The organism is Paenibacillus vini, from assembly GCF_018403325.1.
GTDB classification, from domain to species: Bacteria; Bacillota; Bacilli; order Paenibacillales; family Paenibacillaceae; genus Fontibacillus; species Fontibacillus vini.
This window is the reverse complement of sequence record NZ_BOSL01000006.1, coordinates 253,069-271,279: the sequence shown is the minus strand read 5'-3', so window position 1 is coordinate 271,279 and position 18,211 is coordinate 253,069. Positions and strand designations below refer to the sequence as shown.

The following is an 18,211-nucleotide window of genomic DNA, read 5'->3' as shown; positions in this document are numbered from 1 at the left end:
CTAACCGAAAGGGAGCCTTTTGGGTTTTTAAGGATAGACACGGTTAGGAAGTACTTCTTCCCAAACCTCTACTTCAGCTTCTTCTTCTCTGGAGTAGTCATGATGATTCGTGGCTTCAAGGATGTCGTAGTAATACCACTTACCGTAGACATTATCCGGCCACATCTTGGCATCTTCATGAATTCCGTCCTTATCGACTTTTCTGTTCAGCACGCTGTTGATGAACGCGGCGGCTTCAGCCCGAGTAATGTATTGATTCGGTTTGAAGGTTCCGTCCGTGTAGCCTTTGATCCAGCCATTATTGGCTGCGGAGGCAATATACTTTTCTGCCCAGTGTCCTGTAATATCCGTGAAACTATCGTTTGCCCGCTCATCAAGCTTGTCAAAACGGGAAGCGATCGCCGCGAACTCGGCTCTGGTAATGTATTGTCCCGGTTTAAAGGTACCGTCTGGATATCCGGTAATGACTCCTGCATTTTCCATCGTGGAAATATGCTTGTTGGACCAACGCGTAGCCCCTACGTCGGAGAAGGAATTGCCGGTTTTCAGGTATTCAGAACGGCTTTCATCATCCAGCAACCTGTAGAAAATCGCTGCTACTTCTTCGCGGGTAATGTTGTTAAGCGGCTTCACCGAGCCGTCAGGATACCCGTTAATATAGTCGTAGTGATTCTCCATTTCAAGGGTTGGCGGAACAGCTGGCAGCGGCGGCAAGGCCGGCAGCGGAGTTACGGTCGATCCGCTCGAGGTATCCGAACCTCCGGATCCACCCGGGTTAGACGAATTTCTAGTGTAGTAGAAAATATACTCTTGGCCTGCCTGCGTTGTAAATGTGTAGGCATCGGTCGATTTCACCGGAGTGTAGCCGGAGATCGATACGGCCGTCAGAGTTTTCGTCTCGCCTGGTTTGCCTGTAAATACGCTTGGACTTGCAAGCTGCTCGTTTGTTCCGTTCAACAAATACTTGACGGTGAGTTGCTGATCCGTTGGTGCGTTTTTCGTATAGTAGAACACGTAATTTTGGTTTGGTTCGTCGCTATAACGATATTCGAAGCTTGGAATTTCAGGAGTATAACCTGGAACGTTTTTCGCATTCAGCGTAAATTGGGTTCCTGCTTTTCCTTCGATGACTTCCTGTGAAGCAATTTCCCCATTCGTTTCTCTGTCGAGGTACGAAATAGTGAGTTTCACTACGTCACCGGAAGGCTCGCCAAGGTTATAGTAAATCGTAAATTCCTGCTCCAAATCAAGGGTTACCGTATAGTTATAAGAGAATTCTTCCGGCATATAAACCGCATCTGCTACGGAAATCGGACCTGCTTTCAGAATAATTGTCTCACCGACTTTTCCACTGGCAGGAGTTGGTTCCATAAGCGGCAGATTGGATTCTCTGTCAACATGATGAACGAGAACCGTCCGTTCCAGGCTTGAAACGTCTTGCGTGTAAGTGAAAGTGAATACGTCGTGAAGCGGCTCGTTTTTGAATGTATAAGGAACGCTGTAATCGTGTGGTTTATAAACCGCACCAGTTACCGAATCCGTATAATCATTCGCGGTGAGCGTGATTTCTTCACCCACTTTACCCGAATGCTCGGTCGGATCTAACAAATCATTGCCCGTAATCAAATCAACATATCTTACGGTCAAGGTTCTGTTGTTATCCGGCTCGTTAGCCTTGTAGTAGAAAATGTACTCGTTTCCTTCAGGTTGTACCATGTACTGGAACGTTTCGTTTTCCGGGGTGTAGCCCGTTACCTCTACCGCTTCGAGTATTACCTTTTTACCGGTGACTCCTGGCACATTACTTGGTTCGGCAAGTTTGTCACCTGTCGCACGGTCTACGTACTTCACGGTGATATCTTGCTCGTTCGCTGTGTAGTAGAAGATGTGCGGTGCGTTTTCTACGCCCAGCTTGTAGTCCACCGTCGTTTCGCCGACTACGGTATAGCCCGCAATCGTTTTGGCTTCCAGCTTCAGCGTTTGTCCAGTCTTGCCTGGTTTGGTATCAGGCCCGGCCAATTCCTTGTTCGTTCCTTCTTCCAGGTACTGCACTTGCACGCTTTGCTCATTGGCTGTGTAGTAGAAAATATATTCGTTACCTTCAGGTTGTACCGTGTACTCGAACGTTTCGTTTTCCGGGGTGTAGCCCGTTACCTCTACCGCTTCGAGTGTTACCTTTTTACCGGTAACTCCTGGCACATTACTTGGTTCGGCAAGTTTGTCACCCGTCGCACGGTCTACGTACTTCACGGTGATGTCTTGCTCGTTCGCCGTGTAGTAGAAGATGTGCGGCGCGTTTTCTACGCCCAGCTTGTAGTCCACCGTCGTTTCGCCGACTACGGTGTAGCCCGCAATCGTTTTGGCTTCCAGCTTCAGCGTTTGTCCAGTCTTGCCTGGTTTGGTATCAGGCCCGGCCAATTCCTTGTTCGTTCCTTCTTCCAGGTACTTCACTTGCACGCTTTGCTCGTTCGCCGTGTAGTAGAAAATGTACTCGTTACCTTCAGGTTGTACCGTGTACTCGAACGTTTCGTTTTCCGGGGTGTAGCCCGTTACCTCTACCGCTTCGAGTGTTACCTTTTTACCGGTAACTCCTGGCACATTACTTGGTTCGGCAAGTTTGTCGCCTGTCGCACGGTCTACGTACTTCACGGTGATGTCTTGCTCGTTCGCCGTGTAGTAGAAGATGTGCGGTGCGTTTTCTACGCCCAGCTTGTAGTCCACCGTCGTTTCGCCGACTACGGTATAGCCCGCAATCGTTTTGGCTTCCAGCTTCAGCGTTTGTCCAGTCTTGCCTGGTTTGGTATCAGGCCCGGCCAATTCCTTGTTCGTTCCTTCTTCCAGGTACTGCACTTGCACGCTTTGCTCATTGGCTGTGTAGTAGAAAATATACTCGTTACCTTCAGGTTGTACCGTGTACTCGAACGTTTCGTTTTCCGGGGTGTAGCCCGTTACCTCTACCGCTTCGAGTGTTACCTTTTTACCGGTAACTCCTGGCATATTACTTGGTTCGGCAAGTTTGTCACCCGTCGCACGGTCTAAGTACTTCACGGTGATGTCTTGCTCGTTCGCCGTGTAGTAGAAGATGTGCGGCGCGTTTTCTACGCCCAGCTTGTAGTCCACCGTCGTTTCGCCGACTACGGTGTAGCCCGCAATCGTTTTGGCTTCCAGCTTCAGCGTTTGTCCAGTCTTGCCTGGTTTGGTATCAGGCCCGGCCAATTCCTTGTTCGTTCCTTCTTCCAGGTACTGCACTTGCACGCTTTGCTCGTTCGCCGTGTAGTAGAAAATGTACTCCTGATTCGGTTCAGCTGTAAAAGTATAGTCCACTTTATCCGGTCCAACTACGCTGTAGCCTTCAACGGTTAAAGCTTCCAACGATACTTTTGATCCAGGATAGCCTTGTTTAGTAGTATCTGGATCCTTCAGTTGCTTACCTGAATATTTTTCCAGATACTTTATCGAAAGATTCTGTTCAACGGCTTTCTCGTAACCGAACCAAATGACTGGGTTAGGATTTGTTACAGTAAGAGTGATACTACTTGGACTCTCTCCCACTTTATGCCGGAATTTCTCAACCACTTTTGCCGTTACAGAATGTGTTGAGCCCATTGGGAAAGCTTCCTTGCCATTTTGATCCTTGTAATACTCGCTATATAGTGCTTCTGCGAATTCCGGAGCCTCCACTTCAACGCCTTCGGCATTGATTGGTTTGCCGTTCGCATTGACTTTATAGCCCTTCATGAGGATGGAACCTTTACCGATACTTACTTTCGGCACCTCAAATTCCTTCGAAACGTTCCGATTATTTACGTCCTTGTACTCAATCGTGGTCGTCCCGTTCGTAGGATAGAGGACATCAGAAACCGGGTTTTTAGATTGATCCATTACAACTGTGTAGGTAAATATTGCAGGATCGCCTTCCGCGATATTCCCTACGTTCCAAGTAAACTTCTCAGTCAAAGAGTCCCAAGTAACCGTACCCTGAGATACTGAGTAATCATCAGGGCTGATAACCGCACCCTTCAGCTTGAGGTTGAACATATCACCCATAGGATCAATGACTTTTGCGTCTTGAGCCGCAAAAGAAATTTTTCCGGCCATCTCACGGAAGATTTTGACTAGGTCCTCACTACTTCCTGAATAATAGCCCTCGCTCTGAATGTCTTTTAACACTTTAATCGCGCTGCTGTCATTAGACACGTCGAGTCCTACGGAAAAGATTTTAAGTCCTTTGTCTTTAGCAATTTTCGCTTCGGAAATCGTGCCAATTCCGTTATCAGAAATTTTATAGTTGTTAATTTTGTAGGAATCATTCTTACACTTTTGAACGAACCAATCCCAATAACAATCATAGTCTTCAAAGGTAAAATCTCCACCACTGCCTAGTCTCTTCCCATAGTCAAAGGCATTGATGGCGAATCCATAACTATTTTCGGACCAATTAAATTTTGTGGCACTGGTTCCTTTAAAGCTATAAGTCGGTTTCCCATCACTGAGGAGAACGATCAACTTATTCTTAGCTGTGCTGGTCGACAATTGGTTTCTAGCCATTTGCAATCCAGCCTGAATGTTAGTTCCGCCACTAGCGGTGATGCTATTAATAGCATCATTTACTTTGGTCTTATTATTAGGACCATAAAAGTCAGCATTCAGTTTAGCCTCACTATTAAAGGAAACCACGGCGATTCTAGTTTCGGCATCTTTCTGAAGCAGGTTCTCGACGAACTTATTAGCCGCTTCTTTGGCTTTTTCCAACCTTGTCGGGCTTTTTTTGTTTTCTTTTTCATTCATGCTTCCCGACTTATCAATCACCAGCACCACGTCAGAACTCGTTCTGAGGTTTTTCCCCTCGGCTTTGAGCGTGATTTTCCACTCGCCCGACTTGCCTGTAGGTTCTGCCGTTTTGCTTAATTGAATTGCACCGGGATTAGGCCAGACCGGATCGCCCGAAGTCGTCCCTGCTCCAGAAGCTGTCAAAGGACTAATTAAAAGTGAAAACAAACATAACCAAGATACTACAATCTTTAACCCGCGTTTCATAGGTTCCTCCTCAATTTTTCATGGAATTCCTCCCTTTCAGACACTAGTTTCTACCCTCCTTACTGTGGAGCATCTATTTCTCACGGATTGGAACCGCTGAGAACATAGGAAAATAAAAAAACCGGCTACACAGACAATGATTAATTCATTGTTATGCAGCCGGACGGTCATTAATCCCAAAGATTGTTAGACTCCAAGGCTTTGCGACCTAATCTTTCGATTAGTGTGCCAAATATTCAATTTCTAGTTAAAAGGTCCCAAGCTCTAGTTAATCCGAATTATGTAGATTAATCATTCCTATGATGGTTTCAATATATTTCAAAAAAAAAAGCTTGTCAACTAACGAATATGAGAAATATATCATATTATTTCAAACAATCTTTCCTTCGATAAATTCCGACATTCTATATTCTATCATTTTTCAATAAAGCACAAATTAATACAAATGAAAAAAACGGAACGAAAGGATGCCCTTTCGTTCCGTTTCATCACTTCGGTTCCTGCCCATCCTCTTCTTCGGTGGTTTCCGGTGACGAAACCGTTGATTCTCTGCTTTCAGTATCTCCAGGCAGAGAAGGGGTTCTATCTATCGATTGTCCCGAGGTCCAGTTTGCGCGGTTGCGGCGACTCCGGTTTCTTCTCCGTATCGGCCAGACGATGGCCAGAATCAGCGCGGCCATCAACAATAATGGCAGAGCACCGGACAGTACGACTACAAGCCATTGAAGAACAACCGAGATGGCGTCGATGCTTCCGTTTAAAGCATTTTGAGCCCGTTTGAAGAGAGGCTCTTTATCTTCGTCCTGTTTAATAATCGATTTCTCCATTGGTTGATACAAACGGATTTCAATAGTAGAGAAGGAAACATTGTTATCAATATAACGCATTCTCCCTTTAATCTGCTCGATTTCCGTCTGAATCCGTTCCAGTTCGTTGACGAATTCGACCAGTTGGGCCGTTTTTGTGGCCTCTTCCACGAATTTGAGGTATCTTGCCTCCATGGCCTGTTTTACTTTAAGACGCGATTCCAAATCCACATATTCTTCAGAAACGTCCTGTCCCTGGATGCCCTGCTGTAAAGATTCCGGCTTCAACTGCTCCAACCGGTCCAGAAAAGAAGAAAATCCGGATGACGGAACTTTGATTATAAAATTGCCGCCACGCTCATGCTGGGATTGATTTTCCGAAAATTCCACAATGTATCCGCCGGCCAGCGTGATCAGATTGCGGATTTCCGACTGCGTCTTCCCGTAGTCCTTGACTTCCATCACTACATTGGCCCGGTAAATCAGTTTTTTATTCAGGCCGGCTGCCGAATCCGTCCCCTGAAAACCGGATGATGCGCGCTCCGATTCGGCCGCCGTCTCTCCGGATGGGACATTTCCTCCCGTATCGGCGGCCGGACTTTCGGACGTCAGACTCTCCTTAGAGTCGGACGCAGCCTGATTCGAAGTGCTGGTCGCCGAGCTTTCATAAGCCCCCGCATCATTGCTGCTGGACCTGTCGGCGCTGCTGCACCCGCCGAGCAGTAAAGCTAATGCCATGGTTAAAACAATTTCACGGATTCCCCATCTTTTCATTTGAATCGCCCCCTGTTTAGATCTATATTGGCTCTATTCAAAATCAAAGACGCTTCCAAGGTCTGGAAAGTTGCCGAAAATATTAAATCTTCAATCCGATCAGAACATCGAAATGCTTATAAGTTTTTCAGTTTATAGAATTCGCCTTTCAAGGCTAATAGCTCATCATACGTGCCGGATTCCACCACTTTTCCTTTCTTCATGACGACGATCCGGTCGGCGTTCTTGACGGTCGACAAACGGTGAGCGACGATGAACGTCGTTCTGCCCCGCATGAGCTGCTCCATCGCCTGCTGGACATGGCGCTCCGACAAATTATCGAGCGCGGACGTGGCTTCGTCCAGAATGATGATCTGCGGATCGCGGATCAATGCGCGGGCGATGGCGATCCGCTGGCGCTGGCCGCCGGACAGCCGTCCGCCATGCTCACCGACCGAGGTCTCCAGACCGTCCGGCAGGCCGTCGATTACATCCTGCAGGTTGGCCATCCAGATCGCTTCCCGGATCTTTTCCTCGGATATATGTGGCAGCCCGTACGTAATATTCTCCCGGATGGTGCCTGAGAACAAGATATTGTTCTGGAGCACGATCGCCAAGGACTGCCGGTATCTCGTCATGCTGAGGTCGCTCATCGGAATGCCGTCGATCATAATTGTACCTGACTGCGGTTTATAAAAACCTATAATCAGATTCAATATCGTCGACTTGCCAGAGCCCGATTCCCCGACAAAGGCCACGGTTTCACCCGGCTTCACATCCAGCGAGAAGTCATCGAGCACATGGCGGTCAGAGCCTTTATACTGGAAGCTAACGCCCTTGAAGCGATACGCCCCGGCGATTTGGTCGGGCTTCTGCCGTCCTTTGTACTCTTCCGTCTCTTGAGACAGCAGCACTTCCGTTACCGAATGCAGGGACTCAAATCCCTTGACCAAGTTAGGGTACACGTTCAGTATCGAACTCACAGAGCCCGTAATCATATTAAAAAATCCCTGATACATCACGATATCCCCGATTTCCATATAGCCCAGATGAGCCAGGAAGGCGGTAAAGAACAGACACCCGACCTGGAACAGCTGGAAAACGACCCAACTGGAAGAACCGAAATAGGCTTCGACAACGTCGAGTTGATGGCCGCGTTCCCGGATATTTTGCAGCGCCATATCAACTTTGCGGATTTCCACATCCTCCAGCCCGTGAGCCCGGGTAACCGGAATCATTTCAACGGTCTCCGATACTTTACCGGACATCTCCTCGATATTCTGGCGGACATCCCGGTTACGCTGCGCCATTTTGGATCGGAAGAAACGAACCAGAAAAATCGAGGTCGGCGCCATAAACAAGAAGAACAGCGCGACGATCCAGCTATTGTACAGGGTCAGCCCGATCACAATAATTAAATTGATGGCCGCCGGGATGATGGACATCAGCATCTGCCGGGAAAGAAAATCGATAGCCTCGACATCCCGCAGTATTTTGGATTGAAGCCGCCCTGCATTCATGTCTCCGTGATAACTGAGCGACAGTTGCTGCATTTTGCGAACGAGCGTGCTGCGGAGGCCCGCCTCTACATGCCGGACAGCTTTGCTGATGTAACTGATGTGCAGCGTATGCATGGGAATGTTCTGCACGATCAGCACGACGATGACCGCCAGGTTGATCCAGAACTCGCTCATCGAATGACGATCCGGATAGCTTACGATGTTAATGATATTGGCGGTAATGATCGACAATACCCAGGTCGGCGAATGCTTGATTGTATAATAAAGCGCCGATAAGGCCACTTTGCTCACATGGTCCCTGTACAATCTGGTGAGGAGGCTGAACGGTTTGATCCTGGTTCCTTGCTCCGTTTCAAATGCTTTGGAATAATCCAAATTTGATTCTGTTTTTGCCATAGGTTTCACCCGCTTTATCCCTTATGATAGTAATATGTATGTGTATCCCGTCGAACGACAGAGTTTAGTATAAGGCTCCTGCCCGGCTTTCTCTATAACATATTCGGCCCCGTTATTACATAACATTTAACCAAATCGGACATAAAGGAGCTGATAGTCAACATGAGCACGATTTATCCCGAAAAAGTGTTCCCGCATTTCCGATCAGAAATATGCCTGTTCTCGCCTCATACCCGTCACGTGGAAAAAGGTTGGATCTGCGGGCGGCATGTGCATCACATGATGCTTGAAATGCTGCTGGTGCTGGACGGAAGCCAAACGGCGATCCTCGGATCAAAGGAATATGAGCAGCAAGCGGGTGATCTTATCATTGTATCTCCGATGCAGGTGCATGATTTTCAAGTGCGGCAGGCGGACAACGCCTCTTTTTTTACGATGCATATCCATCTTGATCTTGAAGATACCGCGTTTCTCCATTTGATCGGCGCACTCAACCATAGTTACTATCCGCAGGGTCACCCGTTAAACGATAACCTCGTTCCTTCCATGCGACGAATCATGAATACCCTGTATCAGGAAAATAGTCCGCGGATACCGCTCCTGCGGGAGCTCTATACCATACTGGGACATATGCAGGATTATTTTGCCGCTGCCAAAGATAAGCAAGAAACCGCCTTCCAGAGCGAGCTCCCTACGAGAATCGCCCGGGAAATACAAGGAAGGGTGCTGCGGCGGGATGAGGACGAATCGAGCTCAACCGGAGATTGGCTGGAGGAAATTTCCCGTCGCTTCGGAATGAGCCGCAGACATTGTCACCGTATCTTCACGCAGGCGTTCGGAATGCCTCCCCGTGAATATCTCATGGTGCTTAAACAGCAGGAAGCGATGCATATGCTGGTCACCAGCAACGAATCGATCGAGCAAATCGCGTACCGGGTCGGCTATGAGAATGTACAGAGCTTTAGCCGCCAATTTGCGGCCTGGGCCGGGTGCACGCCAAGTGTTTTCCGGAAAAATAACATGGATCAATGTTTCCATTTAACGCTGATTGATGTTGGATCATAAGTAAACGTGAAAAAGACAGCTGACGTGGAGTCCATCCACGCCGCTGTCTTATTTTTATTGTTAGCTTCCTATTTCCATGGGCTTAAGCTTGATATCGCGCAAGCAGAATTGCGGCGTTATGGCCGCCGAACCCGAACGAATTGGACAGGCCGATCGACAGGTCCGCTTCCCGAGCTTGATTCGGAACGTAGTCCAGGTCGCAAGCCGGATCGGAGTGATCCAGATTGATCGTAGGAGGGATGATGCCGTCATTCAGACTCCGAATTAACGCAATCGCCTCCGCCCCTCCCGCAGCGCCAAACATGTGGCCGGTCATCGATTTGTTCGCTGTTACAGGAATATCTTTGGCCTGTTCACCGAACAACTTCTTTAGCGCCTTTGTTTCCGCCAAATCTCCGACCTGGGTGCTTGTCGCATGCGCGCTCACCACGTCGACCTCTGTCGGTGTAACCCCAGCCGATTGGAGAGCCCGCTTCATGGCCAGGAAGGCTCCCTCGCCTTCCGGATGGGAGGCAACGACATGATAGGCGTCCGAGCTCGCTCCATATCCGATCACTTCTGCGTAGATCGGAGCCCCTCTGCGAAGTGCATGGTCCATTGACTCCAAGACAAGAATACCGGCGCCCTCGGCCATGACAAATCCGTCGCGATCCCCATCGAACGGACGGCTGGCCTTCTCCGGATCATCGCCGCGCTTGGACAACGCCGTGGCGTTACCGAAGCTGGCCAGCGACAGCGGGTGGATCGCCGCCTCCGTCCCGCCGGCAAGGATCACATCCGCATCGCCGCTTCGAATTAAGCGGAACGCTTCGCCAATCGCGGTATTGCCGATCGAGCAAGCAGTCACCGGCGACAGTGTTGGCCCCATCGCTCCGAAGCGAATGCTGATTTGCGCAGCGGCCATATTGGAAATCATCATCGGGACCAGGCTCGGACTTACACGGCCGGGCCCCCGGTTCTGGTAGGCTTCCATATTGTCCGTCAACGTCTGGATTCCCCCGATTCCGGTCCCGACATAGACCCCAAACCTCTCCCGATCGATCATGCTCACGTCGAGGTTGGCTTGCTTTACCGCCTGCTCTGCGGCATACAGACCAAACTGTACGAACCGGTCCATTTTTCGAGCCTCTTTACGGCCGAACAGCGCTTCCGGATCAAAATCCCGAACCTGCCCCGCAATCCGTGTCCCGAAAGCCGATGCATCAAACAAATCAATATAGGATATTCCGGATTTCCCTTCCTTCAGGTTGCTCCAAAACGTCTCCACTTCATTGCCAAGCGGCGAAACGATACCCATTCCCGTAACTACAACTCTATCCATAACAAGACCTCCTTGTAATCTCCTTGTGTTCCATCCGGCCTTGTCACCATTTCAGCCGTCTTTGTTCCTATTGTATCCCTTCCTTATCCTATTACAAGTTTGTAGTTATCCTAGTATAATGTATAATACAATAACAACCTAACCTTAAATCAACCAAATCAACTCAAGCCAAGCAGGACTGGAGGCAGAACAATGCAAGCCGATCCCCGTTTGAAAGCACTTTCCGAATTCTTAAAAAGCCAACGCTCCAAGCTCCACCCGAACAGCGTAGGTTTGCCGTCGGGTTCGCGCCGCCGGACGCCCGGATTGCGCCGTGAAGAGGTCGCCCAGTTAGCCGGCGTCAGCACAACTTGGTACACCTGGCTGGAGCAAGGCCGCGATATCAAAGTGTCCGCTTCCGTACTCGATGCCATCGCGGGGGCGCTGCGCCTGAATGGCGATGAGCGGAAATACTTGTTTGATCTGGCGCTCGACAACGGATTTCATCCTGAGCTGGGCGGCGAGAAAGAAGCCGTAATCAGCCCTTCGCTGCATAAAATCCTGGAAGAGCTGAAATATTGTCCGACCCTGATTTCGGACCGGCACTGCCATATCGTCGGCTGGAATCCCGCGGCCACCCACGTTTTCTTAAATTTCGAACAGATTCCTGAGCCGGAGAGGAACCTGATTTCCCTGTTGTTCAGCAAAAAAGAGCTGCGCAGTCTCGCCGTCAATTGGGCTCACTTCGTCAAAGGCTTTCTGTCGATCTTCCGGGCCTATTACGGCCAGTATGTCGCCGATCCGTGGTATTCGAATTTCATCGAACATATGGCAGCAACCTTTCCCGATTTCCAGGAGCTCTGGAATCAAAGCGAGGTCAGTGCCGCTCCCGAGGTTATGATTGAGTTTCGTCATGCCAAAGCCGGGAAAATGCTGTTCAATCTATCCTCTCTTCAAGTCCAGGGGGAAGCGGATTTACGTCTGAGCATCTATACGCCGGCACCGCAAACGGCAACGGAAATTAAACTCAAGAAATTGATCGAGGGATAAATTTAAAGGCGGCACCCTGTAAAAGGTGCCGCCTTTAAAACTCATATCATGTTTTATTCTTCCGGGAATAAAGGTGTAGACAAGTAGCGCTCAGCCGTATCCGGCAGCAGCACAACGATGTTCTTGCCCGCATTCTCCGGCCGTTTAGACAGTTGAAGTGCCGCAAAGGCCGCGGCACCGGATGAAATCCCGACCAACAATCCTTCGGTTCTCGCAAGCAGGCGCGATGTGCTAAAGGCGTCTTCATCCTTCACCGGCATGATTTCATCCACAAGGCTGCCGTCAAAGTTTCTCGGGACGAAGCCCGCACCGATGCCTTGGATTTTGTGAACGCCGCGTTTTCCTCCGGACAAAACAGGCGATTCATGAGGTTCCACCGCCACGATTTGTACCGAAGGATTGCGTTCCTTCAAAACCGCGCCGACCCCGGAAATCGTACCGCCGGTTCCGACACCGGCCACGAAGATGTCAACCTTGCCGTCCATGTCTCTCCAAATTTCTTCCGCGGTCGTCTCCTTATGTACATCCGGATTGGCCGGGTTCTCAAATTGCTGGGGGATGAACGAATTCGGCGTCTCCGCAGCCAATTCTTCCGCTTTGCGAATGGCTCCGCCCATTCCTTCCGCGGCAGGTGTCAGCACCAATTCAGCGCCCAACGCCAAGAGGAGCTTTCTGCGTTCAATCGTAAAGCTCTCCGGCAGCGTAATAATCAGGCGATATCCCAGCGCAGCCGCTGCAAACGCAAGACCTACTCCGGTGTTGCCGCTGGTCGGTTCAATGATGATGGAATCCGGATGCAGCAGGCCCTTGGACTCGGCGTCCTTGATCATCGCAAAGCCGATTCGGTCCTTGACGCTGCCCGCCGGATTGAAATATTCCAGCTTAGCCACCAGTCTGGCCCCAGCTTCCGTTTTCTCTCCAAAATTGTTAAGCTCCAGCATCGGAGTATTTCCGATCAGATCCGTTAAATTGTTAGCTATATTACCCAAGAAAAATCCCTCACTTTACTAAATTCCGACGTAATAAGTCGGCCTTCTTTCACTCTAACACCGTCCGGAGCGGAAGTAAAATAACGGCCAACCCAGACGGAGAAATCAATCGCTTGATTTCTTCAGCAAGTTCAGCAAAGCATCATCGGACCATGTCTCCAAATCCAGCAGTTGCGAATACGGATCGCCTTCCAAGTTAAGCAAACGGGCAAACGCCGGCTCGGTTTTGACTCCGTTTTGCTTTAATTCGATAACACTCCGCTTAAAACTTTCCCCGAACAGCTTCAACAACCGAGCCTCCACCATCATATGGCGGTATCCGTTTTGCGACCGGGTAGGCACAGGTTGGGCGAACAATTCCACCGGCCATCCTTCACACCGAAAATTCACTTTGCATCTTTCAATCCCGCCGACTTCGCGCCTAACCATGGTGAACCCGTCCATGTGACCGAAGCTTCGCTGCACAAGGTCCTCAAACCATTCAAAATCATGGACCTCACAAGCAATATCCAAATCACTTCCTTGTACCTGGATATCAATAGGAAAGGTGCCCACCAGTATCGGATCGAAGGATTGCAGTATGTCCATAAAGAAGTGTCGCTTCATCAGCGAATCAATTTTGCGGAAATGATGCGGTACGACTGACGAGCTTAGGAATTCTGCCAGTTCCCTCTTTCCCTTTACCGAATCGTACGCCGTATTGTTCAAAATCGTTGTGGTGCTTTCCAAAGTATCAACGATTTCGAGCGCCAGTTCTCTTTTGCAACGAAGCACCTCGATGGTGCCATCCACGCCGGTCAAACCGCAGCTTTTTCCATAGCCCTGCCCGGTATAATATTCGATAAAGCCTTCTGACCAGGTTTGTGGCCGCTCCTCTACCGCCTTCCGGAAAGTACGATCTACATCCTCTTGATCAACGTAGATGACTACAGGATCCAGCTTTTGAACCGCTTGTTCCAGACGCTTCACATACCGGAGAATTGCCTCTTTCGGAACATTGTGCTTGACCAGCCCTACGGTAAGGGGATTTTGGATAAAACAGCATTCAAAAATATAGATCGCTTCCTGCCGTTCGGCTATCTCCGCAAATTCGGTCCATTTCTGCACAATCCATTCCGCATTTTGCTCAAAAGGCAATTCGTAGATATCATTCCGGAACATTAAATTGGCGAGCTCCTCGGGAAAATCCAAGCCATCGACTTCTCTTAGCTTGCGGTACGACAGAAAAAAGTGACTGCCTCTCCGTACCGAATTTTGCTCAAAAATAGGCGCAAAGGTGCTGTAATCCGAGAGCAGATTGCGGTACTCCTCTTCGGGGAAGCAGGCGACGCCGTCATAATCCGCCGGATGCTCCAGATTCCCTTCCAGAAACAGCTTTGTCTCTAGTCCCAATTCGGCTAGAATTTCACTTGCCCATCTCGCATGGGTTGACTTGCCCGCACCGGGCAGCCCTTCGATCAATACTAATTTACAGGTCATGGTGTTTGTTACCTTTCTTTATGACAATTCGCAGTTTACCTGCTAATCCAGCCATACTTCATGAGCCGAATTCCTTGTTTGAAACAGCCACTGAATCTGCTTTAACGTGACTCTTTCCGCCGAAAGCGGGGGCAATTCATCCTCGCTGAAATATCCGACCTGAAGCGTCTCCAGCCCGGCTTGCGCCTCTCCGCCCGTCACCTCGCATAGGATGAACATCTTGTATACATGGGATGCCGCCGGAGGATGATCATGGAACTTCTTGTCCAATACGCCCAGCAGCCTGACCGGTTGCACCTCAAGCCCGGCCTCCTCTTTAACTTCTTTGACAACCACTTCTTTCGGAGACAGTCCGATATCGGCCCAACCGCCCGGGAGCGCCCAGTCTCCATCCAGCTTTTCGCGGACCAGCAAAATCTTGTCCTGCTCAAATATAACCCCGCGGACATCCACTTTAGGCGTCGCATATCCGGTTTCGCTGGCAAAGAGCGTCTTAATCTTATCACTCTCTACCTCTGTATACTGATTCATGATCTCTACGCTTAAATCCCGCAGCATCTCAAATCGCTCCAGATCATAAATATCTTTTGAATAGGCAAACCCGGCCTGGCTAATCGCCTGGATCTGCTTGGCCCATTCCAACCATTTCAGTTGCATGACCCGCTCCCCTTCCGTGACTATGAAGATTATCCTTCATTCCTCGCATAAAGAATGTAATCGGTCATTGGCGGCGTTATATTTTCCATTCTCAAATGGGTTGCGATTTGTCCCCGATGATAGCTTCCATGGAGTGAGACGTGCGTTAAAATATCCAGAATAGCTGACGTAAACGGTTCCCCTTTGCTGCTCCGATAGGAAACCTCACCTTTTAACTGGCCCGCCCTCAGGTTTGCAAAATACTGCCGATAGCCCTCCGCGTTTGCCAAGGCCAAATCGATGCAATACTGCAAATTCAAGCCCTCCGACGGCCAAATCTCCCGCATTGTCTGCACGGAGCCATTCAGACGGGACAGCCAGACCGCTTCGGCCGATAAAATATGAGCAAAGAGCGAAAGCGGCCGTTCAGGCACGTTTTGCTCTTCTTGCAGACGATTAATAATCTCGCGATTGGCCCAAGACATATGATCATAGACGCGCATCAAATGCCGCTTCACGGGATCGGTTTCGTTTTCCGCCAATTCCAGAAGCTCCTCTCTGGCTTGAATCAGCCAGGAATGGACGAGCTTCATTTTACCCCGTTGACTCCATACATGATCCAGATAAGCAAATACCGCCTTGTCGAGCTGGTGTTCATCAACCTGTCTGCGAACTTCGTTCAAATAAGGATGGTCGCCAGGCAAATCCCAGGATACTTTATCGGCAATGAAAACCACCTTATCAAACAAAGCAGCATGCGGCTTCAAAGTCGTGTGGCATTCGATGGCCCGCAAAATCTCTTCGTCCGAGATATAAAACAACTTCTCCGCCATCGCCCGCGACAATTTCTGATGCAGAATCCGAGGGTAGGTCCGTTCTTCATCCTCGATCTTAATGCCGATCTCCTCTGCCGTTTCAAGCATTCGACTCACAGGGATGACGTTGCTGACATCATGCAGCAGCGCAGCCTGCTCGGCCTTTTGCGGATCGGCGCCATAAAGCCGGGCAATACGGACCGCATGGCTCGTCACTTTTAGGGTATGTTCCCAAGTATCGGTATCCTGATGCAGTTTGAAAAACGTGCCGACATCTTGTAACAGACTTCCCGTCAGCTCAAAACCAGCGGCATATTTGCCCAGTACTTGTTCATCGTTTGTATTCTCCATCATGCCCGCTCCTGTTCTGATTCCGGTTTTTTTTGCGCGATAATCAATAAATGCTCCGTGGCATCCCGGTATTGGGGAGCTTCGCTCGTTTCGCTGGCCGCTTGCACCAGATGATCGTAGACTTGCCGATCCTCATTGTAATGCCGGGTTACTTCGGCTCTCATCCCCGCCAGGAAGCTCTCCGCCCCGGCATACGAGACGACATCAAAACCGCCTAGTTCAATTTCCTCCAACGCGCGCGCCGGAATCGAAAAGTAACATTCGGTAAACCCCTGATTCTCATCCAGAGCCTGCTCCTGCAAATACATATAAATATGTTCCGGGTCTCTGTAAGAGTCGCTAAATTCCGTCACCCCCGCCTTCAGAACACCCCAGGAATTGAGATAGGAAAACATGGCGATCCCGCCCGGTTTCAACACTCTGAAGGCGTTACGGATGATGTTTATGCGCTCCTGACGATCTTGCACATGATACAACGGCCCCAGGAGGAGAACGCCATCGTAAATTTCCGCATCCAAAACCTGCAGATTTCTTGCATCCTCACATATGTAAGCCTCCGCTTGCAGTCCGAGTTCCCCGATCCGTTCCTCCGCTAAGGAAAGCTCCTTTGCGGATAGGTCAAATAAAGTGACCTGGTACCTTCGTTGCAGCAGCTCGATCGCGTACCGCCCCGGCCCGCAGCCAATATCGCAGATATGTCCCGAATCCGGCAGGTACCTGTCCATCAGCCGCAGGGTTGAAAGCCATTCCACCTGACTGTACGGATCGTTCAACCGGTACCACTCCTGCTCCGCATGGCTATCGTAATAGTCCCTAACGATTTGGCTCATGCTTCAACGCCTCCCATTATTCTGGATACTTGCTTTAAGGCGGTGCCGTCAAAATGAACCCGGTATATATCCGGCATCGTTGTCGACCTCCAAAATTCGAAGCCATACCTTGGGTCAAAGGTCTGTAACATGAGAGTCATGATATCTCCGTGCGTTCCAAGCAGCAGGGTCAGTCCCTCATATTGCACCAACAGGGACAATAACGCTTGGGCCGCCCTGTCCGCTGCTTCCAGGCTGGATTCCCCCTCCGGAAAAGCAAACTGAGGTTCTTCGTACACTTTCCGCTTTGCATCGGCAAAACTCATAGGAGCAAACTGCCCGATATTTCGTTCTCTTAAATCTTCAAACTGCTCGATTGGCTTCCCTTTCCAATCCGCCAACTCCTGAATGGTTTCAACGGATCTCACATAAGGGCTGGACACAAAGACGTCCAATGGCTCATCTTGCAGCAGCTCCTTGATTATCTTTGCATCCCGGGCACCTTGTTCCGACAGTCCTCTTTCTCTTTCCTGCCCTTCTACAAAGGCGGAATCCGCATGTCTGACAAAATAAACGACCGTTTCCATCCCGATTTCACCCTGCTTCCGAATGAATCTTTTCTTTTAAAATTCAATGACGCCCTCCATGTCGTAAGGGTAGTCAATTGACGATTTCACCTGCCGTAACGCTTCTTCACCGGCAAGCCATTTGACGATGTACAATGCCAGGTCAATCGAGGTAGCCACCCCTCCTGCCGTAATAAGCTTTCCATCTTTGACGATTCTTGTCCGGATGACTTCGCCGCAATAGGGCTCGAGCAGATCATAGGCATTCGGATGCGTCGTCGCCTTTTTCCCTTCCAGGAATCCCGCCGCTCCGAGCAGCAGTGAACCCGTGCACACCGATACGATGTAGGGGCAATTTTCTCCTTGTTGGAGCCAGGATACAAAGTCTTCGTTAAACCGCAACGTTCTCGTTCCCATACCACCGGGCACAAAAATCATATCGTACTGGGACAGATCAGGATTTACCTTGTTTACTTTGATCGTCAAACCCAATTCATTCGTCACTTCATCCGCAGGTCCGCAAAAGTCCCAGGTCACTCCCTTTGTTTGTTCAAACATATTGAGCCGATAAATAACGTCATAAAAGCCGATCAAGTCCAAAAAAGTCAGCCCATTAAATACAACAAAGGCAATCTTCAA

General features: G+C 49.6%; 13 protein-coding genes and 1 riboswitch. Of the genes, 2 read left to right on the top strand and 11 right to left on the bottom strand.

Translation table 11 applies throughout. The features are described 5' to 3' along the window. Positions 1 to 27: 27 nt before the first annotated feature. From KJS57_RS11975 to KJS57_RS11965, 3 genes are all read right to left on the bottom strand, one after another. Positions 28 to 5,037 carry a MucBP domain-containing protein gene (locus KJS57_RS11975; protein ID WP_213654963.1) on the bottom strand — a complete coding sequence of 1,670 codons (5,010 nt, stop codon included), beginning with the start codon at positions 5,035 to 5,037 and terminating at the stop codon, positions 28 to 30. A gap of 151 nt (positions 5,038 to 5,188) precedes the next feature. Continuing rightward, positions 5,189 to 5,277, bottom strand: a riboswitch (cyclic di-GMP riboswitch). Positions 5,278 to 5,525: 248 nt separating this feature from the next. After that, positions 5,526 to 6,617 (bottom strand): DUF4349 domain-containing protein, encoded by a 1,092-nt coding sequence (locus KJS57_RS11970; RefSeq protein WP_213654962.1) that lies wholly within the window; start codon positions 6,615 to 6,617, stop codon positions 5,526 to 5,528. 116 nt (positions 6,618 to 6,733) lie between these two features. Further along, a complete protein-coding gene (locus KJS57_RS11965) occupies positions 6,734 to 8,512 on the bottom strand; it encodes an ABC transporter ATP-binding protein (protein ID WP_211021269.1) in 1,779 nt (592 codons plus the stop codon). A 162-nt stretch (positions 8,513 to 8,674) separates the two neighbouring features. Between KJS57_RS11965 and KJS57_RS11960 the strand changes: the two genes are divergently transcribed. Then, positions 8,675 to 9,577 carry an AraC family transcriptional regulator gene (locus KJS57_RS11960; RefSeq protein ID WP_213654961.1) on the top strand — a complete coding sequence of 301 codons (903 nt, stop codon included), beginning with the start codon at positions 8,675 to 8,677 and terminating at the stop codon, positions 9,575 to 9,577. An 82-nt stretch (positions 9,578 to 9,659) separates the two neighbouring features. Here the strand turns inward: KJS57_RS11960 and fabF are convergent, their stop codons facing one another. Next, positions 9,660 to 10,898: a beta-ketoacyl-ACP synthase II gene (gene fabF, locus KJS57_RS11955; RefSeq protein ID WP_213654960.1), complete on the bottom strand. Its 1,239-nt coding sequence runs from the start codon at positions 10,896 to 10,898 to the stop codon at positions 9,660 to 9,662. 192 nt (positions 10,899 to 11,090) lie between these two features. Here fabF and KJS57_RS11950 point away from each other — a divergent pair, with 192 nt between their 5' ends. Continuing rightward, positions 11,091 to 11,927: a helix-turn-helix transcriptional regulator gene (locus tag KJS57_RS11950; protein WP_213654959.1), complete on the top strand. Its 837-nt coding sequence runs from the start codon at positions 11,091 to 11,093 to the stop codon at positions 11,925 to 11,927. 53 nt (positions 11,928 to 11,980) lie between these two features. Here KJS57_RS11950 and cysK read toward each other — a convergent pair whose 3' ends face one another. The 7 genes from cysK to KJS57_RS11915 form a co-directional block, all read right to left on the bottom strand. Next, positions 11,981 to 12,916 carry a cysteine synthase A gene (gene cysK, locus KJS57_RS11945; protein ID WP_211021265.1) on the bottom strand — a complete coding sequence of 312 codons (936 nt, stop codon included), beginning with the start codon at positions 12,914 to 12,916 and terminating at the stop codon, positions 11,981 to 11,983. A gap of 105 nt (positions 12,917 to 13,021) precedes the next feature. Then, positions 13,022 to 14,395, bottom strand: coding sequence for a DUF4269 domain-containing protein (locus KJS57_RS11940; RefSeq protein WP_213654958.1), 1,374 nt, complete (start codon positions 14,393 to 14,395; stop codon positions 13,022 to 13,024). Between the two features lie 42 nt (positions 14,396 to 14,437). Continuing rightward, on the bottom strand, positions 14,438 to 15,052 hold the full coding sequence (locus KJS57_RS11935; RefSeq protein ID WP_213654957.1) for an NUDIX hydrolase: 615 nt from the start codon (positions 15,050 to 15,052) through the stop codon (positions 14,438 to 14,440). 29 nt (positions 15,053 to 15,081) lie between these two features. Further along, positions 15,082 to 16,197, bottom strand: a complete 1,116-nt coding sequence (gene yqeK / locus KJS57_RS11930) for a bis(5'-nucleosyl)-tetraphosphatase (symmetrical) YqeK (RefSeq protein WP_213654956.1) — start codon at positions 16,195 to 16,197, stop codon at positions 15,082 to 15,084. Beyond that, entirely contained in the window at positions 16,197 to 17,027 is an 831-nt protein-coding gene (locus tag KJS57_RS11925) for a class I SAM-dependent methyltransferase (RefSeq protein ID WP_213654955.1), read from the bottom strand. Before KJS57_RS11925 ends, yqeK begins: the two co-directional genes overlap by 1 nt. After that, positions 17,024 to 17,593, bottom strand: coding sequence for a histidine phosphatase family protein (locus tag KJS57_RS11920; RefSeq protein ID WP_213654954.1), 570 nt, complete (start codon positions 17,591 to 17,593; stop codon positions 17,024 to 17,026). Before KJS57_RS11920 ends, KJS57_RS11925 begins: the two co-directional genes overlap by 4 nt. Before the next feature lie 36 nt (positions 17,594 to 17,629). After that, complete coding sequence (locus KJS57_RS11915; protein ID WP_213654953.1) at positions 17,630 to 18,211, bottom strand: DJ-1/PfpI family protein; 582 nt, start codon at positions 18,209 to 18,211, stop codon at positions 17,630 to 17,632.

What these genes read in the sequence shown, in the direction of transcription:
- KJS57_RS11940 (WP_213654958.1), bottom strand. Translation starts at nt 14,395, where the DNA reads ATGACCTGTAAATTAGTATTGATCGAAGGGCTGCCCGGTGCGGGCAAG.
- KJS57_RS11920 (WP_213654954.1), bottom strand. Translation starts at nt 17,593, where the DNA reads ATGGAAACGGTCGTTTATTTTGTCAGACATGCGGATTCCGCCTTTGTA.
- yqeK (WP_213654956.1), bottom strand. Translation starts at nt 16,197, where the DNA reads ATGGAGAATACAAACGATGAACAAGTACTGGGCAAATATGCCGCTGGT.
- KJS57_RS11975 (WP_213654963.1), bottom strand. Translation starts at nt 5,037, where the DNA reads ATGAAACGCGGGTTAAAGATTGTAGTATCTTGGTTATGTTTGTTTTCA.
- KJS57_RS11970 (WP_213654962.1), bottom strand. Translation starts at nt 6,617, where the DNA reads ATGAAAAGATGGGGAATCCGTGAAATTGTTTTAACCATGGCATTAGCT.
- KJS57_RS11960 (WP_213654961.1), top strand. Translation starts at nt 8,675, where the DNA reads ATGAGCACGATTTATCCCGAAAAAGTGTTCCCGCATTTCCGATCAGAA.
- fabF (WP_213654960.1), bottom strand. Translation starts at nt 10,898, where the DNA reads ATGGATAGAGTTGTAGTTACGGGAATGGGTATCGTTTCGCCGCTTGGC.
- KJS57_RS11965 (WP_211021269.1), bottom strand. Translation starts at nt 8,512, where the DNA reads ATGGCAAAAACAGAATCAAATTTGGATTATTCCAAAGCATTTGAAACG.
- KJS57_RS11925 (WP_213654955.1), bottom strand. Translation starts at nt 17,027, where the DNA reads ATGAGCCAAATCGTTAGGGACTATTACGATAGCCATGCGGAGCAGGAG.
- KJS57_RS11935 (WP_213654957.1), bottom strand. Translation starts at nt 15,052, where the DNA reads ATGCAACTGAAATGGTTGGAATGGGCCAAGCAGATCCAGGCGATTAGC.
- KJS57_RS11950 (WP_213654959.1), top strand. Translation starts at nt 11,091, where the DNA reads ATGCAAGCCGATCCCCGTTTGAAAGCACTTTCCGAATTCTTAAAAAGC.